19 protein-coding genes are annotated in these 16,715 nt (G+C 58.6%); 10 read left to right on the top strand and 9 right to left on the bottom strand.

The annotated features are described in order from the left end of the window. Position 1 precedes the first annotated feature (1 nt). Together HUO14_RS14230 and HUO14_RS14235 are read left to right on the top strand one after the other, a co-directional pair. Entirely contained in the window at positions 2-613 is a 612-nt protein-coding gene (locus tag HUO14_RS14230) for an SUF system Fe-S cluster assembly protein (RefSeq protein ID WP_425500490.1), read from the top strand. Between the two features lie 116 nt (positions 614-729). Further along, positions 730-1,092, top strand: a complete 363-nt coding sequence (locus HUO14_RS14235; protein ID WP_176280488.1) for a HesB/IscA family protein — start codon at positions 730-732, stop codon at positions 1,090-1,092. Between the two features lie 85 nt (positions 1,093-1,177). On the opposite strand, the gene HUO14_RS14240 is transcribed toward HUO14_RS14235, so the two are convergent. From HUO14_RS14240 to HUO14_RS14265, 6 genes are all read right to left on the bottom strand, one after another. Further along, complete coding sequence (locus HUO14_RS14240; RefSeq protein WP_176280489.1) at positions 1,178-2,107, bottom strand: electron transfer flavoprotein subunit alpha/FixB family protein; 930 nt, start codon at positions 2,105-2,107, stop codon at positions 1,178-1,180. 114 nt (positions 2,108-2,221) lie between these two features. Then, positions 2,222-2,968: an electron transfer flavoprotein subunit beta/FixA family protein gene (locus HUO14_RS14245; protein WP_176280490.1), complete on the bottom strand. Its 747-nt coding sequence runs from the start codon at positions 2,966-2,968 to the stop codon at positions 2,222-2,224. 198 nt (positions 2,969-3,166) lie between these two features. Continuing rightward, a complete protein-coding gene (sucC, locus tag HUO14_RS14250) occupies positions 3,167-4,366 on the bottom strand; it encodes an ADP-forming succinate--CoA ligase subunit beta (RefSeq protein WP_176280491.1) in 1,200 nt (399 codons plus the stop codon). Between the two features lie 131 nt (positions 4,367-4,497). Further along, positions 4,498-4,812, bottom strand: coding sequence for a hypothetical protein (locus HUO14_RS14255; RefSeq protein ID WP_176280492.1), 315 nt, complete (start codon positions 4,810-4,812; stop codon positions 4,498-4,500). Beyond that, positions 4,809-5,342 carry an inorganic diphosphatase gene (gene ppa / locus HUO14_RS14260; protein WP_176280493.1) on the bottom strand — a complete coding sequence of 178 codons (534 nt, stop codon included), beginning with the start codon at positions 5,340-5,342 and terminating at the stop codon, positions 4,809-4,811. Before ppa ends, HUO14_RS14255 begins: the two co-directional genes overlap by 4 nt. 14 nt (positions 5,343-5,356) lie before the next feature. Continuing rightward, positions 5,357-7,309, bottom strand: a complete 1,953-nt coding sequence (locus HUO14_RS14265; protein ID WP_176280494.1) for a M61 family metallopeptidase — start codon at positions 7,307-7,309, stop codon at positions 5,357-5,359. 120 nt (positions 7,310-7,429) lie between these two features. Here HUO14_RS14265 and hisS point away from each other — a divergent pair, with 120 nt between their 5' ends. The 4 genes from hisS (at position 7,430) to HUO14_RS14285 (ending at position 11,571) form a co-directional block, all read left to right on the top strand. Continuing rightward, positions 7,430-8,761 carry a histidine--tRNA ligase gene (gene hisS, locus HUO14_RS14270; RefSeq protein WP_176280495.1) on the top strand — a complete coding sequence of 444 codons (1,332 nt, stop codon included), beginning with the start codon at positions 7,430-7,432 and terminating at the stop codon, positions 8,759-8,761. Continuing rightward, positions 8,758-9,834, top strand: a complete 1,077-nt coding sequence (prfA, locus tag HUO14_RS14275) for a peptide chain release factor 1 (protein ID WP_176280496.1) — start codon at positions 8,758-8,760, stop codon at positions 9,832-9,834. Before hisS ends, prfA begins: the two co-directional genes overlap by 4 nt. Next, complete coding sequence (gene prmC / locus HUO14_RS14280; protein WP_176280497.1) at positions 9,827-10,663, top strand: peptide chain release factor N(5)-glutamine methyltransferase; 837 nt, start codon at positions 9,827-9,829, stop codon at positions 10,661-10,663. Before prfA ends, prmC begins: the two co-directional genes overlap by 8 nt. Before the next feature lie 233 nt (positions 10,664-10,896). Then, positions 10,897-11,571, top strand: coding sequence for a DUF4167 domain-containing protein (locus HUO14_RS14285; protein WP_425500491.1), 675 nt, complete (start codon positions 10,897-10,899; stop codon positions 11,569-11,571). Positions 11,572-11,677: 106 nt separating this feature from the next. On the opposite strand, the gene ygfZ is transcribed toward HUO14_RS14285, so the two are convergent. Next, positions 11,678-12,412 carry a CAF17-like 4Fe-4S cluster assembly/insertion protein YgfZ gene (ygfZ, locus tag HUO14_RS14290; protein ID WP_176280499.1) on the bottom strand — a complete coding sequence of 245 codons (735 nt, stop codon included), beginning with the start codon at positions 12,410-12,412 and terminating at the stop codon, positions 11,678-11,680. Positions 12,413-12,464: 52 nt separating this feature from the next. On the opposite strand from ygfZ, the gene pyrC reads away from it, so the two are divergent. Continuing rightward, on the top strand, positions 12,465-13,505 hold the full coding sequence (gene pyrC / locus HUO14_RS14295) for a dihydroorotase (RefSeq protein ID WP_176280500.1): 1,041 nt from the start codon (positions 12,465-12,467) through the stop codon (positions 13,503-13,505). Here pyrC and rarD read toward each other — a convergent pair. Next, positions 13,496-14,422 carry an EamA family transporter RarD gene (gene rarD, locus HUO14_RS14300; protein ID WP_176280501.1) on the bottom strand — a complete coding sequence of 309 codons (927 nt, stop codon included), beginning with the start codon at positions 14,420-14,422 and terminating at the stop codon, positions 13,496-13,498. The genes pyrC and rarD overlap by 10 nt on opposite strands. Positions 14,423-14,495: 73 nt before the next feature. Further along, positions 14,496-14,747 (bottom strand): hypothetical protein, encoded by a 252-nt coding sequence (locus HUO14_RS14305; protein WP_246255671.1) that lies wholly within the window; start codon positions 14,745-14,747, stop codon positions 14,496-14,498. A 59-nt stretch (positions 14,748-14,806) separates the two neighbouring features. On the opposite strand from HUO14_RS14305, the gene HUO14_RS14310 reads away from it, so the two are divergent. From HUO14_RS14310 to HUO14_RS14320, 3 genes are all read left to right on the top strand, one after another. Next, positions 14,807-15,358 (top strand): GNAT family N-acetyltransferase, encoded by a 552-nt coding sequence (locus HUO14_RS14310; RefSeq protein WP_176280502.1) that lies wholly within the window; start codon positions 14,807-14,809, stop codon positions 15,356-15,358. Positions 15,359-15,369: 11 nt separating this feature from the next. Then, complete coding sequence (locus HUO14_RS14315; RefSeq protein WP_176280503.1) at positions 15,370-15,807, top strand: DUF1330 domain-containing protein; 438 nt, start codon at positions 15,370-15,372, stop codon at positions 15,805-15,807. 113 nt (positions 15,808-15,920) lie between these two features. Next, positions 15,921-16,703, top strand: coding sequence for a hypothetical protein (locus tag HUO14_RS14320; protein WP_176280504.1), 783 nt, complete (start codon positions 15,921-15,923; stop codon positions 16,701-16,703). The last annotated feature ends 12 nt before the right edge of the window (positions 16,704-16,715 follow it).

Raw genomic sequence — 16,715 nt, forward strand, 5'->3', positions numbered from 1 at the left:
TATGAACGAAGAACGCAAAATATTGGTCGAGGAAGTCGATTCGGTCGAGAAGCCGAAGCTAGCGAAGGTCGAGGATGCGGTGGACGATACCCCGTTCGTCTCGAGCGAAGTCGAGAGACCGGATGATGGCGAGCAAAGTGTCTCGACTGCGCTCGACACGAACGGCACGGCGGAAGAAAAGCCCGCGCCGGTGATGGCACCTTCGCCCTATGAAGCGGAAAGCGATGCGGCAAAGCTCAATCGCAAGAAGGATTATCTCGAGGGCTTTCTCGCGCAGAAACCGACCGAGGCTGCGGCTGGAGAAGCGGGTGGCGACCTGTATGAAGCCGTGGTCGACACGCTGAAATCCATCTATGATCCGGAAATTCCGGTGAATATCTACGATCTCGGCCTGATCTACGGCGTCGAGATTACGCCCGACAATCACGCGATTGTCACCATGACATTGACCACGCCGCATTGCCCGGTCGCCGAATCGATGCCCGGCGAGATCGAGCTGCAGGTCGGCAGCGTGCCCGGCGTCGGCCATGCCGAAGTCAATCTCGTCTGGGACCCGCCCTGGGACCCGCAGAAGATGAGCGACGAGGCGAAGCTTGAACTGGGAATGTTGTAAGATATCCCCCTCCCGCTTGCGGGAGGGGTTAGGGGTGGGCCCGGGATTGGCCTGAGCCCCTATACAATCCCACCCCCGGCCCCTCCCGTAAACGGGAGGGGAGAAGGAGAAAGACTATGACCGAGACAAAAACCAAAACCCGCGAAATACCCGCCGCGATCATCCTGACCCCGGCGGCCGAGCAGCGCATTGCCGACCTGATGGCAAAAGCGCCGGATGACGCGATCGGCGTGAAACTCTCGACTCCGCGGCGCGGCTGTTCGGGGCTTGCCTATTCTGTCGACTATGTCAGCGAGGAAGTCCCGTTTGACGAGAAAATCGTCACCCCCGGCGGCACCTTCTACGTTGACGGCGGATCGGTGCTCTACCTGATCGGCAGCACGATGGACTGGGTCGAAGATGATTTCACCGCAGGCTTTGTATTCGAAAATCCGAACGCCAAGGGCGCCTGTGGATGCGGGGAGAGCTTTACGGTTTAGGAGCTTTTCCAGACAGGACAGGCGAATTAAAAAACCCCGGTGTTTTCACACCGGGGTTTTTTATTGTCTTGCTGATGGGAGTGTTTCAGACCTTCGAAGTCAGTTCCGGAACCGCATCAAACAAATCAGCCACAAGCCCGATATCGGCGACCTGGAAGATCGGCGCGTCTTCGTCCTTGTTGATCGCGACGATGATCTTGCTGTCCTTCATGCCGGCGAGATGCTGGATCGCGCCGGAGATGCCGATGGCGATATAGACTTCCGGAGCGACGATCTTGCCGGTCTGGCCGACCTGATAGTCGTTCGGGACATAGCCCGCATCGACCGCAGCGCGCGAGGCACCGATGCCGGCGCCGAGCTTGTCTGCCAGCGGGGTGATCACTTCCTCGAATTTCTCGCCGGAACCCAGGGCGCGACCGCCGGAGACGATGATCTTGGCGCTGGTCAGTTCGGGACGTTCGGACTTGGCGATTTCCTCGCTGACGAAGCTGGACAGGCCGGCGTCGGATGCGCCGCCAACGGCTTCGATGGTGCCGGATCCGCCTTCTGTTGCCGCCTTGTCGAACGCCGTACCGCGCACGGTGATGACTTTCTTGGCATCCGAGGATTTCACGGTAGCAATTGCGTTGCCGGCGTATATCGGCCGGGTGAACGTGTCTTCGCTTTCGACCGAGAGAATGTCGCTGATCTGCATCACGTCGAGCAGGGCTGCGACGCGCGGAGCGATATTCTTGCCAGTGGTGGTGGCGGGCGCGAGGAACGCGTCGTGCGTTTCCATCAGGCTGGCGATCAGCGGCGCGGCATTTTCCGCGAGCTGGTTGGCGAGCGACGCATCGTCGGCGACATGGACGGTGGCAACGCCAGCGACCTTGGCGGCCTGTTCGGCAACGCTGCCGCAGCCCGAGCCGATGACCAGCGCGTGGACTTCGCCCAGTTGCGACGCGGCGGTGACAACGGCCAGCGTCGCGTCTTTCATATTGGCGTTATCATGTTCTACGAGTACGAGAGTTTTCATGGTTTAACTCCTTAAATTCCTGTTCCAAACCGTTCGTGCTGAGCCTGTCGAAGCACCTTGTCCCACCCTCCTTCGACAAGCTCAGGATGAACGGGGGTGATCGGGCTCCAACGGTTAAATCGCGCCGACGGCTTTCAGCTTCGCGACCAGCGCATCGACGTCTTCGACCTTTTCACCGGCCTGGCGAACCGGCGGTTCGGTGACGGTGATGGTGGTGAGACGCGGGCTGATGTCGACGCCGTAATCGGCGGGGGTTTTCTCGTCCATCGGCTTCTTCTTTGCCTTCATGATATTCGGCAGCGAAGCATAGCGCGGTTCGTTGAGCCGCAGGTCGGTGGTGACCACGGCGGGCAGGTTCAGCTTGACCGTCTGCAGGCCGCCATCGATTTCCCGTTTGACGGTGATGGAGTCGCTGTCGAGTTCGACGGTGTTGGCAAAGGTGCCCTGGCCCCAGCCGAGCAGGGCTGCGAGCATCTGGCCGGTCTGGTTGCTGTCGTCATCGATCGCCTGCTTGCCGGTGATGACCAGCTTCGGTTGTTCTTCCTCGACGATCTTGGCAAGGATCTTGGCAACGCCCAGTGGCTCGACTTCTTCGTCGGTTACGACGAGGATCGCGCGGTCTGCGCCCATGGCGAGCGCCGTGCGGAGGGTTTCCTGTGCCTTTTGCGGGCCAACCGAAACCGCGACGATTTCTTCTGCCTTGCCGGCCTCTTTCAGGCGGATGGCTTCCTCGACAGAGATTTCGTCAAACGGGTTCATCGACATTTTTACATTGGCGAGATCGACGCCGCTGCCGTCGGATTTGACCCGCGGTTTTACGTTATAATCTATGACCCGTTTTACGGGCACCAGGATTTTCATTGCTGTTTCCTCTTTTTAATTTCACTACGCGATTAACTTACGTTCACGTAAACGTCAAGTTTTTGCGCTGCGGTGCAGCATTTGCGATTTTGCCACAAGGGCAGGTCCCGTTCGTACTGCGCTTGTCGAAGTACGGAATTACGCACTCCATCATCCTTCGACAGGCTCAGGACGAACGGCCTTTAATTTATCGTCCGTTCAGGCTGCTGCTTTAACCTGCGCAACAATCTTCTTTGCTGCATCGCCCAGATCATCGGCCGACACGATAGGCAGACCGCTATTGGCGAGGATTTCCTTGCCCTTCGCAACATTGGTGCCTTCCAGTCTAACGACCAGCGGCACATCCAGTTCCACTTCTTTCGCCGCGGCGACAATGCCCTCGGCGATGATGTCGCATTTCATGATGCCGCCAAAGATGTTGACGAGAATGCCTTCGACCGCCGGATCGGCGAGGATGATCTTGAACGCGGATGTGACCTTTTCCTTGGTCGCGCCGCCGCCCACGTCGAGGAAGTTGGCAGGAAAAGCGCCGTTGAGCTTGATGATGTCCATCGTCGCCATTGCCAGACCGGCGCCATTGACCATGCAGCCGATATTGCCGTCGAGCTTGATATAGGCGAGATCGGATTTGCTGGCTTCGACTTCTGCCGGATCTTCTTCGGTTTCGTCACGCAGCGCGGCGATGTCGGGGTGACGCATCAGCGCGTTGCCGTCGAAGCTCATCTTGGTGTCGAGCACGATCAGCTGCTGGTCTTCGGTGACCACCAGCGGGTTGATTTCGACCATTTCGCAATCCATCGCGAGGAAGGCTTCGTAGAGTTTCTTGCCGAGCTTCTGCGCCTGCTTGTTGAGGTCGCCTTCCAGGCCCAGTGCAAAGGCCAGAGTGCGGCCATGGTGCGGCATGAAGCCCTGCGCCGGATCGATGGTGATCGTCTTGATCTTCTCCGGCGTGTTGTGAGCGACGTCCTCGATATCCATGCCGCCCTCGGTGGAGACAACCATCGCAACGCGGCCACTGGCCCGGTCGACCAGGATCGAGAGATAGAATTCCTTCTCGATATCGACGCCGTCGGTGACATAGAGACGGTTGACCTGCTTGCCTTCGTCACCGGTCTGGATGGTCACCAGAGTGTTGCCAAGCATTTCCTCGGCATTGGCGCGCACATCGTCGATCGATTTCGACAGCCGGACGCCGCCTTTGGCATCGGGACCCAGTTCCTTATATTTGCCCTTGCCGCGTCCGCCGGCGTGAATCTGAGCCTTGACCACATAAAGCGGTCCGGGGAGTTTTTCGGCTGCGGCGACCGCTTCTTCAACGGAGAGCGCGGCATAGCCGGCAGGAACGGCGATGCCGTGTTTGGCAAGCAGTTCCTTGCCCTGATATTCGTGAATGTTCATGAGAGAGAGGCTATGCCTTTCGTTGGTGGAAATAGTGAGTCTTGTGCAGGGCTAAAGCATAGTTGGATAGGGAATTCCAGCCCTCGCTTTGATAACAGGTGCGAATCCTGCAGGCATTTTTGGCCAGATGGCTATTTGACCGCGCAAACAACGCCGGAACTGGTTACAACACCTACTATTTCTGCGTCCTGGAGCGAGCGGGTCCGCTTCACAAATTCGTTGAAGGTCACATCGCCCGGCTTCTGTTTCTTGAGCTTGCCAAGGCCATTGAGCTTGTTGAGCTGGACCAGTGACAGGCGGTCGACCATCCGGTCTGCCATACAGGCAGATATCGGCGCTGACAGTCCCGCGCTCATCAACCCGTTGCGCACTCGGGTCTCGGGGGTGGCGCAACCGGCCAGAGCCGATAGTGCCGTCACCCCCAAGATCAGCCGGATCGCGCTCATTTCTTGGATTTCGCCAGTTCGATGGCTTCAAGCACGACGCGCTTGGCTTCTTCGGCATCGCCCCATTTGCCAACCCGGACCCATTTCTCGGGTTCCAGATCCTTGTAATGGGTGAAGAAATGCTCGATCTGCTGCATCACGATTTCGGGCAGATGGCTGCCTTCGTCGATCTTGCGATAATAAGGGAATGTCGCATCGATCGGCACGCAGAGCAATTTCTCATCGCCGCCATGCTCGTCTTCGAGATTGAGCACCGCGATCGGACGGCAGCGCACTACGCAGCCGGGCATGAACGGCGAGCGGGCCACAACCAGCGCGTCCAGCGGGTCGCCATCGGGCGATAGCGTGTGCGGGATGAAGCCGTAATTGGCCGGATAACGCATCGGGGTGTGCAGGATACGGTCGACGAAAAGCGCGCCAGATTCCTTGTCGAATTCATATTTAACCGGTTCGCCGCCAACGGGTACTTCAATGACGACGTTCAGGCTTTCCGGCGGATTATCGCCGATCGGAATTTTGTTAATATCCATGGAAAAGGAGGTCCTTATCTGGTTTTCGACTGCAACAGCCGGTCTATGCCGCCTTCTTGATCAACACCCTCTCCGGTGATTTTCTCGAGCGCCGGATAGCGCAGGCCATCCGAATGGTCGACCATAAAATTATGATAGGCATCACCATTTTTCGCGAAAATATCGATCTTGCCTTCACCGCCGCGATTATCCTCAATCGCCTGCTTTAGCGCCTCATCGCTGTAGGCCTTGCCGTTGACGGCCGAGATGGTGAGTCCCGATTTCAGGCCGGCCCTGAACGCCGGACTGTCCCAGATCACCGATTTTATCGTCCCCTTGCTGCCCATGATCAGGCCGCCGCTGTGGCTGAGGTCAATTTGCTTGCGACGCTTGTCGTTGGCCAGAATATAAGCGCTTGGCGTGTCGACATAGATCAGCCGGTAGCCGCCGAGGACGAGTCCATCCTTGGGCGCTTCCGCTGTGGTACGATGGACGCGCTCTTCGATGAACGCTTCCCAGTCATAGGGCTGCACCTTGGCAAGTTCAGCGATGACATCCGCCTGTTCATAGGTGGACACGCCCCAGTCGCCATTCCTGCCGCCGAAAAAGCCACGGGCAAAATCCTCGAGCGATTTCTTGCCGCCCGATTCGCGCCGGATGATCTGGTCGGCCTCGAGCCAGATCAGCAGGCCCTCATTATAATAATCTTCGGCCCGCTGCCAGCTCGACCACGGCTTGGCCCCCCGGGCAGCGATGATCGGATCATGAGTCGTGTCAATCAGCGGACGCCAGCTGCGCCCGACTCTCTGGTCGATGCCGGCGGCAATGGCCGCAAATGCATCGAGCGTATCCTGTTTTGAATAAAGTCCCGACCGCGCTCCGAGGACATAGCCCCAGAATTGCGTCTGGCCTTCATAGACCCACAACAGGCTGTCGCGCATCGGTTGCCGGAAGTCGGGGGTCCACATGGCTTGCGGGCGACGATATTTGCCGTTCCAGGCATGGGTGAGTTCATGCGGCAACAGGTTGCGGCGGCCCGGTCCGCTATCCCAACCGGTGAAATATTCGCGATCCACACCATTTTCGGACGAACGATGATGCTCCAGGCCAATGCCGCCCATGTCTTCGGTCAGCGCGAGAAGAAAATCGTATCGGTCATAGGGATGGCTGCCGAACAGGGCTTCTGCCTCTTTCACCAGTTTGATGTGCGGAGCGATATGTTGCTTTTCCGGCTTCAGAAATTTCGCATCATCCGACACGATGTTCAGGTGTACGCGGCCGGTCAGCTGGTGGGCCTGAAAATATTGACCGGCAAAGACCGGGCTGTCGACCAACGTGTCATAATCGGTTTCTTGATAGACCACCGTGCTGCCGGTCCGCGATGCCGGACGCATCGCGCTGGCGGCCTGCCAGCCATCGGGATAGATAGCGGTCGCCACCACCGGAATCTGGCGTACATAATAGCCCGCGGGGTAAAGTGAAACCTGATGCCAGCGCAGGTTTAGCATCGATGGCGCCATGACGATCCGGCCCTGGCTGCTGGTGGTGGCCGAGACAAACTGGAAGCTTGCCGTGACCGTGCCGACATTTTCGGGGATCGTCAGGTGAAAGGCAAAGACATCGACATCGTCGCGGACCCATGACAATTTCTGTCCGTCAGCGGTGAATTCCAGCCCTGCAACCTTCTCGATCTCGCCGCGCGGAGCGTGATTGCCGGGCAGCCATTCGGGGTAGAGCAGGGTGAAGCGACCGGTTTCCGCTGCTGTCGGAGTGACCGGTATGGTCTGGGTTACGCGGAATATGCCCTGCTCATGATTGGTGGCATCGACCGCCAAGGTCATTGTGCCGGGATAGGCAATATCCTGCAGCGCGGGGATGGTTTCCTGCGGCGGAACATAGTCTGGTTTGCTGAGGCTGTCCGGCATCGCGGCCGCCATAGTAGAAATGTTGAGGGCCAAGATCAGGCCCAAGATGCCAACCAGACGCATGCGCAGAAAACCTCTATAGTGATAAGCGGGTCTGAATGGCGGTTTTTGCATCTCTCGTCCAGAGGCTTTGGTGGAAATAAGCCACTTCCGCTTTGCCCTATCTCTGGCTAAAGCGCTCCCATGGCAAAGATACAGACACCCCAGCCGGTGCGCGGCACCCAGGATATATTCGGCGAAGAGCAGGAACGGTTCCAGCATGTCGTGGAAACGTTTGAACATGTGCGGCGGCTCTATGGTTTCAAAGGCGTGGAAATGCCGGTATTCGAACCGACCGCGGTCTTTGCCCGCTCGCTCGGCGAGACCACTGACGTGGTGTCGAAGGAAATGTACACGTTCGAGGATCGCGGTGGCGACAGTCTGACCCTGCGGCCGGAATATACCGCGGGCATCTCGCGCGCTTTCCTGACCAACGGCTGGCAGCAGCACATGCCGCTCAAGCTCTCCGCCCATGGTCCGATATTCCGTTATGAACGCCCGCAAAAAGGCCGTTATCGCCAGTTTCACCAGCTTGATGCCGAGATTATCGGCGCTAGCGAAGCCACGGCGGATGTCGAACTGCTTTGCTTTGCCGACCAGCTTTTGCAGGAACTGGGCATCGCCGACGGCGTGACCTTGCAACTGAATACCCTGGGTGACGCGGAAAGCCGTGATGCGTGGCGGGGCGCTCTGGTCGAACATTTCCAGGCGCATCGCAAGGACCTGTCGGAAGACAGCCAGGACCGGCTCGACCGCAACCCGCTGCGCATTCTCGACAGCAAGGAACGGCAGGACCGGCCGATCGCCGATAGCGCGCCGGATATCGACGCCTTTCTGTCCAGCGAAGCGAAAGAGTTTTTCGCGCAGGTCACCGAAGGGCTGGACGCCTGCGGCGTGGCCTGGACGCGCAACAGCCGTCTGGTGCGGGGTCTCGATTATTATCGCCACACCGCGTTTGAATTTGTCACCGACCGGCTCGGCGCGCAGGGCACGGTGCTGGCTGGCGGACGTTATGATGGCTTGATCGAGACTCTCGGTGGTCCGGCGACCCCTGCGGTCGGCTGGGCCGCCGGAATCGAGCGGCTGGGGATGCTGCTCACCGAAGTGCCCGAAGCTTCGATGGAGATAGCGATCGTACCGATGGGGGACGAGGCCACGGTCAAGGCGCTGTCGGTGGCCAACCAGATGCGCAAGACCGGATTTTCGGCCGATATCTTCGGAAGCGGAAAATTCAAGAAACGCATGGCGCGGGCCAATCAGGTCGGCGCTCTGGCGGCGATCATCATCGGCGAAGACGAACTGGCGTCCGGCAAGCTGCAGTTCAAGAATCTGGCGAGCGGCGAGCAGACCGCACTTGATGTCCCGGAAATTATCGAAAAAATGTGGGAGCTGAGATTTTCCGACGATCTGGACGATCTCGACTCCGAACTTCTGACGCTGGAGCAAGACGTGCCGGCAGCGGGAGAGAACGATTGACCACCATCACTCCCCAGAGGATCGCCCAGATCGAGGCGCGCTTTGCCGAGTTGCAGGCGATGATGGCTTCGGGCGATCTCGACAGCGAAAAGTTCGTCGCGGTCTCCAAGGAATATGCCGAGATCGAGCCGGTCGCAGAAGCTGCGGCACGGGTCAAGGCACTGCGCGACGAGCAGCAGGAACTGGCCGAAATGCTCGCGGGGGACGATGCCGAGATGCGGGCTATGGCCGCCGACGAGGTGGATGGCGTCAAGAAGGCAATGGAAAAGGCTGAACATGCCCTGGCGCTGCAGCTGTTGCCAAAGGATTCGGCTGACGACCGGCCGGCGATGATCGAGATCCGGGCCGGCACCGGCGGCGACGAAGCGGCTTTGTTCGCGGGCGACCTGTACCGCATGTATAGCCGCTATGCCGAGCTGCAGGGCTGGAAGGTCGACTTGATCTCCGCCAATGCTTCGGAAGTCGGCGGATTCAAGGAAGTTGTCGCCAATATCCAGGGCAAGGGCGTGTTCGCCAAGCTGAAGTTCGAATCCGGTGTCCACCGGGTCCAGCGGGTGCCGGAAACCGAAAGCGGCGGGCGGATCCATACTTCCGCGGCGACGGTGGCGATCCTGCCCGAGCCGGAAGAGGTCGACATCAAGATTCGCACCGAAGACCTGCGGATCGACACCTATCGGGCGAGCGGCGCCGGCGGACAGCATGTCAACAAGACCGACAGCGCGATCCGCATCACCCACTTGCCGACCGGTCTTGTCGTGCAGTGCCAGGACGGCAAGTCGCAGCACAAGAACAAGGCGCAGGCGCTGAAGGTGCTGGCGGCGCGGCTCTACGAGCAGGAACGCGCGGCGGTCCAGAGCGAGGAAGCGGAAGCGCGCAAGTCGATGGTCGGTTCGGGCGACCGTTCGGAACGGATACGCACCTATAACTATCCGCAAGGGCGGGTTACCGACCACCGGATCAACGTGACGCTGCACAAGCTTCCCGAGATCATCGAGGGCAGCGCGCTGGGCGAGCTGATCGATGCGTTGATCGCCGAGGATGAGGCAAGCCGCCTGGCCAATCTGGATGGGTGATGCTGCGGCAGCTTTGCGCGAAGCAACGCAGGCACTTGGCGAAACTTCCGACAGCCCCAGGCTTGATGCAGAATTGCTGTTGGCGCACGCGCTGCAGATCGAGCGGGCTGACCTGCTGCTCAAACTGCCCGAATTGACTGCCCCGGCCGCATTTTCCGCACTGGTCGAGCGGCGCCGGCAATCCGAGCCGGTTGCCCATATCATCGGCAAGAAGGAATTCTGGGGACTCGACTTTCAGGTCACGCCGGACGTGCTGATCCCCCGTCCCGATAGCGAATTGCTGATCGAGGAGGCGGTTCGTGCCTTTGCAGCGCGGCAGCCACAAAAGATATTGGATCTCGGTACGGGTAGCGGTGCGCTGGTCCTTGCGGCGTTGAGCGAATTTCCCGGGGCCAGCGGTGTCGGTATCGATGCGAGTGCTGCTGCACTGCAAATTGCCCATAATAATGCCGATGCGCTGGGACTGGCCGACCGGACCCGGTTCCTGTTGATCGACTGGAAAACGCCGGACTGGACCGATTCCCCCGGGTCCGGTTTCGACCTGATCCTCGCCAACCCGCCTTATGTCTCGACCGACGCCATTCTGTCCAGGGATGTCGCCGGGTTCGAACCCCATCAGGCGCTGTTCGCCGGCAAAGACGGGCTGGCAGACTACCGGATCATCATGCCTGCGCTCGCAAAGCTGCTTTCCCCGACGGGATTGGCATTGCTTGAAATTGGATTTGATCAGGCAAATCCGGTTTCGGAAATAGCGACGGCAAATGGCTATCACGTTGAATTAAAGCAGGATTTAGGCGGCAATGACCGTTTGTTAATCTTGCGCCGGTAAAAAGGGCTTGGTTTTGACGGGACGAGTCGCTAAGACTCGCTCAGGCCCAGATGATTTCTGGCTTTTTCCCTAAATCGCTGGCCTGCCCCCAACTTGATAATATTGCTGGTTCGCGGCGAGTTTTGTCTTGTATGGGCCGCTGCAAACGGGTTGTCTGCAGCGCAATCGTCACCAGAGCGTGGCTATAACTTGAGAAAGACCAAGTTTATTAACGGTATAAGGATACCTTAACTTTGATGAACAATCGTCAACCTGGCCGCCGTGGGCGCGGCCGGAACACCAATAATAATAACCGCCCTCAGGGCAATCGCAGCGGTGGATCAGACCGCGATAACCGGATCGACAGCCGTGCGCGTGGCAATGCAGCGCAGATGCTCGAAAAGTTCAAGAAAATGGCGCAGGACGCGCAGGTCAACGGCGATCGCGTCCAGGCCGAATATTATCACCAATTTGCGGACCATTATTTCCGGGTGAACGCCGATACGATCGCGCGCCGCGAAGAACAGCGGATCGCTCGCGAGGAATCGCGCCCCGACAATCGCAACAACAACAATAATCAGGACGATTCCGGCGACAATGACGGCGACAATAGTCGTGGTCGGCCACAGCAATCGCAACAAAACCGGCCACAGCGGGATGATCGCAACGATCATGCCGATCGTGACGACGCTGTCACCAGTGAAGCGGCTGAAGAGAAAAAACCGGTGCGCAGCCGGCGTCCCCGTAAGGTTGAAAATGTAGCAGCCCGCAGCGACGCAACGGAAAAGAACGGTGAAAGCAACGGTCTGGATGCCAGTGCCTTGCCACCAGCGATTTCGCGCTCGGCCGAGGTCGAAGTCGAAAAGAAACCGGCGCGCAAGAAGCGGGTGCCCAAGCCACAACCGGTTCAAGAAGGCGATATCGCCTAAATCCGGGCGGTTCCAGGATAATAGCGGCGGGCATGCCAGCCAAGGCTGGCGCTCGTCGCATATTCTGAAATGATCCGACCGATTTCCGGTTCGGGCGATTGCGGTTCTAGATAGCTGCTTTTAGCCAATCGGGAAGATCGAGCGCCTGCAGATCGTCGACGCGCCGATGTTCGACCGACAGGCCATAGGCCGGGTAAGCGATACGCTGCCGCTTTTCATCGGCCGATTCGATCGGCACTACCACCATCCGCCGGTTGACCTTTTGCCGGTAATTCATCCGCGCGGTATTTTCCTGTCCGACATAGCAGCCCTTCGTAAAGCTGACGCCGTTCAGTTCCGCTGCATTGCATTCGAGCCACAGGGTCTTGTCGCTGCCAAGCTCATTAATTCCCTCGGTCACGCCGAGCGACAGGCGGTGCTTTCGATATTCTTCGTCCGCGCTTTCACCATTGCTTGGGTCGTCCAGCCAGCGGTATCCCAACGCGGCCAGTCGGGGATCGACGGGCCTGTTTTCGGCTGCCAAAGCCCAGTGTACTTGCAGTGAACCATCCAGAGCGATCTCGATCTTCCGGCGTAACCGATAGAGTTTCAGGCGACGGACAAGTCCCTCGGCATGCTCCTTCTCGCAGTCGATCAATATGTCGTTGCCGTCGGCCCAGAGAAAGAAATCGAACAGCAGTTTTCCCTGGGCGGAGAGCAGCGCAGCCCATTGGGGCGCGCCTGTCGCGACAGCGGTGGTGTCCTGCGTTACCAGCCCTTGCAGAAACTGCCGGATGTCTTCGGACCCGTCCGTTGCCGAGAGACGGATGATGGCGCGTTCATTAAGTCTGGTTTCGGTCATGGCATTTAGGTAGGGTGTGCGAAACGAAAAACCAAGCCTTGCGCGGAGCTATATGACCGATACGATTACTATTCGCCGTCCGGATGACTGGCACGTACATCTTCGCGATGGCGCAATGCTGGAAGCGGTTGCTCCATTTACCGCCCGGCAATTTGCCCGGGCCATCATCATGCCCAATCTGTCGCCGCCGGTGACCAGTGCTGCCAGCGCGGCTGTCTATCGGGAGCGCATCATGGCTGCCTTGCCCGGCGGTTCCGCATTTACGCCCCTGATGACCTGTTATCTCACCGACGATGCCGATGCGGACGATATTGCAAAGGGGCATGCGGACGGCATTTTTACCGCTGCAAAACTCTATCCCGCCAACGCCACGACCAACAGCGCGCACGGGGTTACGGACGTGGCACATATCATGCCGGTGCTCGAGCGGATGCAGGATATCGGGATGCCGCTGCTGGTGCATGGCGAGGTGACCGATAGCGAGATCGACATATTTGATCGCGAAGCGGTGTTCATCGAGCGGATCATGGATGGACTGATCCGCGCCTTGCCTGACCTGAAGATTGTGTTCGAGCATATTACCACCGAGCAAGCGGTCCAGTTTGTCGACAGCTGCGGTCCCAATGTCGGGGCAACGATCACGCCGCATCATCTGCACATCAATCGCAATGCAATGTTCAGCGGTGGCATTCGCCCCCATGCTTATTGTCTGCCGGTGGCAAAGCGGGAATTGCACAGGCTGGCCCTGCGCAAGGCGGCGACCTCGGGATCTGCGAAATATTTCCTGGGTACCGACAGCGCCCCGCATGAAGTCCACGCCAAGGAATCCGCCTGTGGCTGCGCCGGAATTTTCAACGCGCCCTACGCGCTGGAAAGCTATGCGGCAGTGTTCGACGAAGAAGCGGCGCTCGACCGGATGGAGGCTTTTGCGTCCGTGCACGGTCCGAATTTCTACGGTCTGCCGCTCAACGAAGAACGGGTGACCCTGGAGCGGACCAGCCTGACGGTTCCAAACAGTCTCGAGGCTGTCGGGTCCGCTCTGGTTCCCTTTCATGCCGGTTCCGAACTGGGCTGGCGGGTCGTTCAGGCCTGACCGGCACTCGCTTTCCGGGCGGTCCTGCCCGTCAGGATGGTGTCGGTCGAATAGAGCGCCAGACTGGTCCAGATCAACAGGAAGCATATGAGATGCGACGGCGTCAGCGTCTCGTTGTAAATGAACACGCCGACCAGAAACTGGATCGTTGGCGCGAGATAGTTCAGCAGTCCGATCGCGCCGAGGGTCATTTTCTTGACCGCCGAAGCGAATAGCAGCAGCGGGATTGCGGTAACGATCGAACCGCCGACCAGCAGCAGATCGATCATCCGGTCGTCGGTGAAATGCACGCTCGCGGTGGATGGCGACGCGCCAACCGTCAGCCAGACCAGAAACAGGATGAACGGCACGAACAGGATTCCGGTCTCGGCCGTCAGCCCTACAATAGGTCCGATGTCCGCCACCTTGCGGACCAGTCCGTAGAGGCCCCAGGAGCTCGCCAGAGCCAGGCTGATCCAGAGCGTGTCGAGCGCCTGCACCGCCAGCACCGAAACCCCCGCAGCAGCGATAGCAATGGCAATCCACTTGTTGCGGGACATCTGCTCCTTGAGGAATATCCGGCCGAGGAAGACGCTGAGCAAGGGGCTGATGAAATAGCCGAGGCTGGCGGCAAGAATATGATCCCCGTGCACCGCCCAGACATAGATCAGCCAGTTTGCGGCGATCAGGCAGGAACTGGCCAGCATCGCCCAGCGCAATTTGCGATTCGCAAAGGCTACGGCCAGACCGGCTAGATTTTTTCGGAAATAGAGAATGACAAGCAGCAGCGGTACCGACCAGATGATCCGGTGGGCGACGACTTCCAGTGCGTCGACGCTTTGCAGCAGCTTGAAATAGACGGGCATCAGGCCCCAAAACACACAAGCGATCAGCGCCTGAACGAGGCCGATTCGGCTGGTGGCTGGCACAGTGGACATGGTTCAGCGCTTAAGCTGACCGGTTCCCGCGGGCAATCAAGAAATGCTATCGCGGGAGAAACCCGCGCGTAGGTCAGATAATCCCGCCGCCGATCCACAGCCGGAAGGCGCAAATGCACATGACAATGAGGCAGAAATACATGCCGCTGGTCCGGGACGAGATCAGGCCGAAAAACGCCCCGATTCCGGCGATCGGCAGGATCAGCCAGTTGGTCCAGCCAAGCAGGGGAACCAGACCGATGAAGGAAAGGATGAGTGCGATGCCGCCGATGAAGATCGAGATCAGATTTGCCATGGCTATATTGTAAGATTGATGCATCGCCATATCAAGTATTTCCAAAGCAGTGGTTGCATAGTAGACTTTTCGCTAGCGGGAGGAACATCATGGCGATCGAGAATATCAGAATCGAAACCGAACGGTTGATCCTGCGACCGCCCAATGGCGATGATTTCGAGGAATGGGCGAAGTTTCAATCCGATGAAGCTACAATGACTTTCATTGGCGGGGTCAAAAGCCGCGCCGAAAGCTGGCGGGATTTATGCTCCATGATCGGCGCCTGGCATGTGCGCGGCTATGCGATGTTTTCCCTGATCCTGAAAGACGGTGATAAATGGATTGGTCGCATCGGTCCCTGGTATCCTGACAGTTGGCCGGGAACGGAAGTGGGATGGGGCGTGGCGCCCGAATATGCCGGCAAGGGCTATGCCCTGGAAGCGGCGGTGGCGAGCATGAACTATGCCGTCGATACGCTCGGCTGGAGTGATATCTGCCACACAATTGATCCCGAGAATATCGCCTCGATCAAATTGGCCGAACGGGTAGGCTCGACCAATCGCGGGCCGACTAAATTGCCGGAGCCATATCAGGATGCGCGGGTTGACGACTGGGGACAATCCAGCGAACAATGGCAAGAGAACAGAAAACAGTTCCAGTAGGAGAGCAAGCCATGTCCGAAGATCGCTATCTTGACCCGACAAGGGAAGCCTTTGACGCGTTCAAGGCGCTGCCGCGCGATGTGCCGATCAACATGCTCAATCTGTTGCGTTTTCACGAACATGCGCAATATGCAGAAGGCCATCCGAATGCTGCGCTCGGCTGGAGCGGGCTGCGCGCCTATGAGGAATATGGCAAAACCAGCGGACCGATTTTCAAGCGTGTTGGCGGGACGGTTATCTGGCGCGGGAAGATGGAAGCGATGGTGATCGGGCCCGATGACAAGCACTGGGATTCGGCCTTCATCGCGCGTTACCCCAACAGCGGTGCGTTCATGGAGATGGTCACCGATCCCGAATATAAGAAGGCGGTGTTCAATCGCCAGGCTGCCGTCCTGACGTCCCGCCTGATCCGATTCGGTGAAATTGATGGGCCCGACACGTTCGGCTGAAATCCCGAAATGGGACAAGGGGTTAACGAATAGTCACCGGATTAACCAGATTCCCTAACGGAAAATTAACGCTTTTCGATGCATGTATTTTGCCAAATTCAGGAGCAAATCGCATGTCTTATCTTTCCCGTTCTCTTCTGCTGTCGGCCGCAGCTTTTGCGCTGCCGTTGTCGCTTGCCGCTTGTGGTAGCAACGAAGCCAGCGAAGAAGAGCTGGCCAATCTTGATGCCAATCTGACATCCGATCCGGCAATGAATGACGCGCTGGAGGATGCGATCCTCGTCGATCCGGATCTCACCGATCAGGCGAACCGCAATGCCATTCGCGGAGCCAATGGTCCGGCGGACGGATCAGTCCCTCCCGGTGCCACTTATGCCGGAGCGGGCGAAGGTGGCAAGGCCGCAGCGACTGCGGCGCTGGGTGGAAAAATGCTGCGCGCCCCCAAGCCCCGGCAGATGACATCGGATGATGAATGTACAAGCTGCGCCGGCAGCGAAGGCATGACGCTGGGCGCAAAAGCAGAACAGCAGAGTGCGAAGCGCGGCAAAGGCACTTGCGACCAGAAGCTAAGCTACGACATGGGCTGGGCCAACCGGATGCCACCGGAATTTCCGGTCTATCCGAAAGCCAATGTCCAGGAAGCGGCTGGCGTTGAAGGCGGCCTCTGCGATATTCGCGTGGTCAGCTTCACCACCGCAACGCCGATGAAGAGCGTTGTCGATTATTATTATACCCAGGCCAAGCGCGGCGGGTTTAGCGCCGAATATTTGCTGCGCGGCGGTGAACATGTTCTTGGCGGTACCAGGGGCAGCGATGACGGCGCCTATGTGATCACGCTGAACAAACGTAGCGGTGGCGGGACGGCTGTCGACATTGTCGCCAGCAACGGTCGCTAGGTTCCAAAAATA

The organism is Parasphingorhabdus flavimaris, assembly GCF_013371215.1.
In the GTDB taxonomy this organism is placed as follows: domain Bacteria; phylum Pseudomonadota; class Alphaproteobacteria; order Sphingomonadales; family Sphingomonadaceae; genus Parasphingorhabdus; species Parasphingorhabdus flavimaris.

Excerpts from the sequence above, each read along its gene's own strand:
- HUO14_RS14315 (WP_176280503.1), top strand. The coding sequence starts at position 15,370 with ATGTCCGAAGATCGCTATCTTGACCCGACAAGGGAAGCCTTTGACGCG.
- HUO14_RS14240 (WP_176280489.1), bottom strand. The coding sequence starts at position 2,107 with ATGAAAACTCTCGTACTCGTAGAACATGATAACGCCAATATGAAAGAC.
- HUO14_RS14320 (WP_176280504.1), top strand. The coding sequence starts at position 15,921 with ATGTCTTATCTTTCCCGTTCTCTTCTGCTGTCGGCCGCAGCTTTTGCG.
- HUO14_RS14310 (WP_176280502.1), top strand. The coding sequence starts at position 14,807 with ATGGCGATCGAGAATATCAGAATCGAAACCGAACGGTTGATCCTGCGA.
- HUO14_RS14305 (WP_246255671.1), bottom strand. The coding sequence starts at position 14,747 with ATGGCGATGCATCAATCTTACAATATAGCCATGGCAAATCTGATCTCG.
- ygfZ (WP_176280499.1), bottom strand. The coding sequence starts at position 12,412 with ATGACCGAAACCAGACTTAATGAACGCGCCATCATCCGTCTCTCGGCA.
- sucC (WP_176280491.1), bottom strand. The coding sequence starts at position 4,366 with ATGAACATTCACGAATATCAGGGCAAGGAACTGCTTGCCAAACACGGC.
- HUO14_RS14230 (WP_425500490.1), top strand. The coding sequence starts at position 2 with ATGAACGAAGAACGCAAAATATTGGTCGAGGAAGTCGATTCGGTCGAG.
- HUO14_RS14245 (WP_176280490.1), bottom strand. The coding sequence starts at position 2,968 with ATGAAAATCCTGGTGCCCGTAAAACGGGTCATAGATTATAACGTAAAA.
- HUO14_RS14255 (WP_176280492.1), bottom strand. The coding sequence starts at position 4,812 with ATGAGCGCGATCCGGCTGATCTTGGGGGTGACGGCACTATCGGCTCTG.
- HUO14_RS14235 (WP_176280488.1), top strand. The coding sequence starts at position 730 with ATGACCGAGACAAAAACCAAAACCCGCGAAATACCCGCCGCGATCATC.
- rarD (WP_176280501.1), bottom strand. The coding sequence starts at position 14,422 with ATGTCCACTGTGCCAGCCACCAGCCGAATCGGCCTCGTTCAGGCGCTG.
- ppa (WP_176280493.1), bottom strand. The coding sequence starts at position 5,342 with ATGGATATTAACAAAATTCCGATCGGCGATAATCCGCCGGAAAGCCTG.
- pyrC (WP_176280500.1), top strand. The coding sequence starts at position 12,465 with ATGACCGATACGATTACTATTCGCCGTCCGGATGACTGGCACGTACAT.
- prmC (WP_176280497.1), top strand. The coding sequence starts at position 9,827 with ATGGGTGATGCTGCGGCAGCTTTGCGCGAAGCAACGCAGGCACTTGGC.
- HUO14_RS14265 (WP_176280494.1), bottom strand. The coding sequence starts at position 7,309 with ATGCGTCTGGTTGGCATCTTGGGCCTGATCTTGGCCCTCAACATTTCT.
- hisS (WP_176280495.1), top strand. The coding sequence starts at position 7,430 with ATGGCAAAGATACAGACACCCCAGCCGGTGCGCGGCACCCAGGATATA.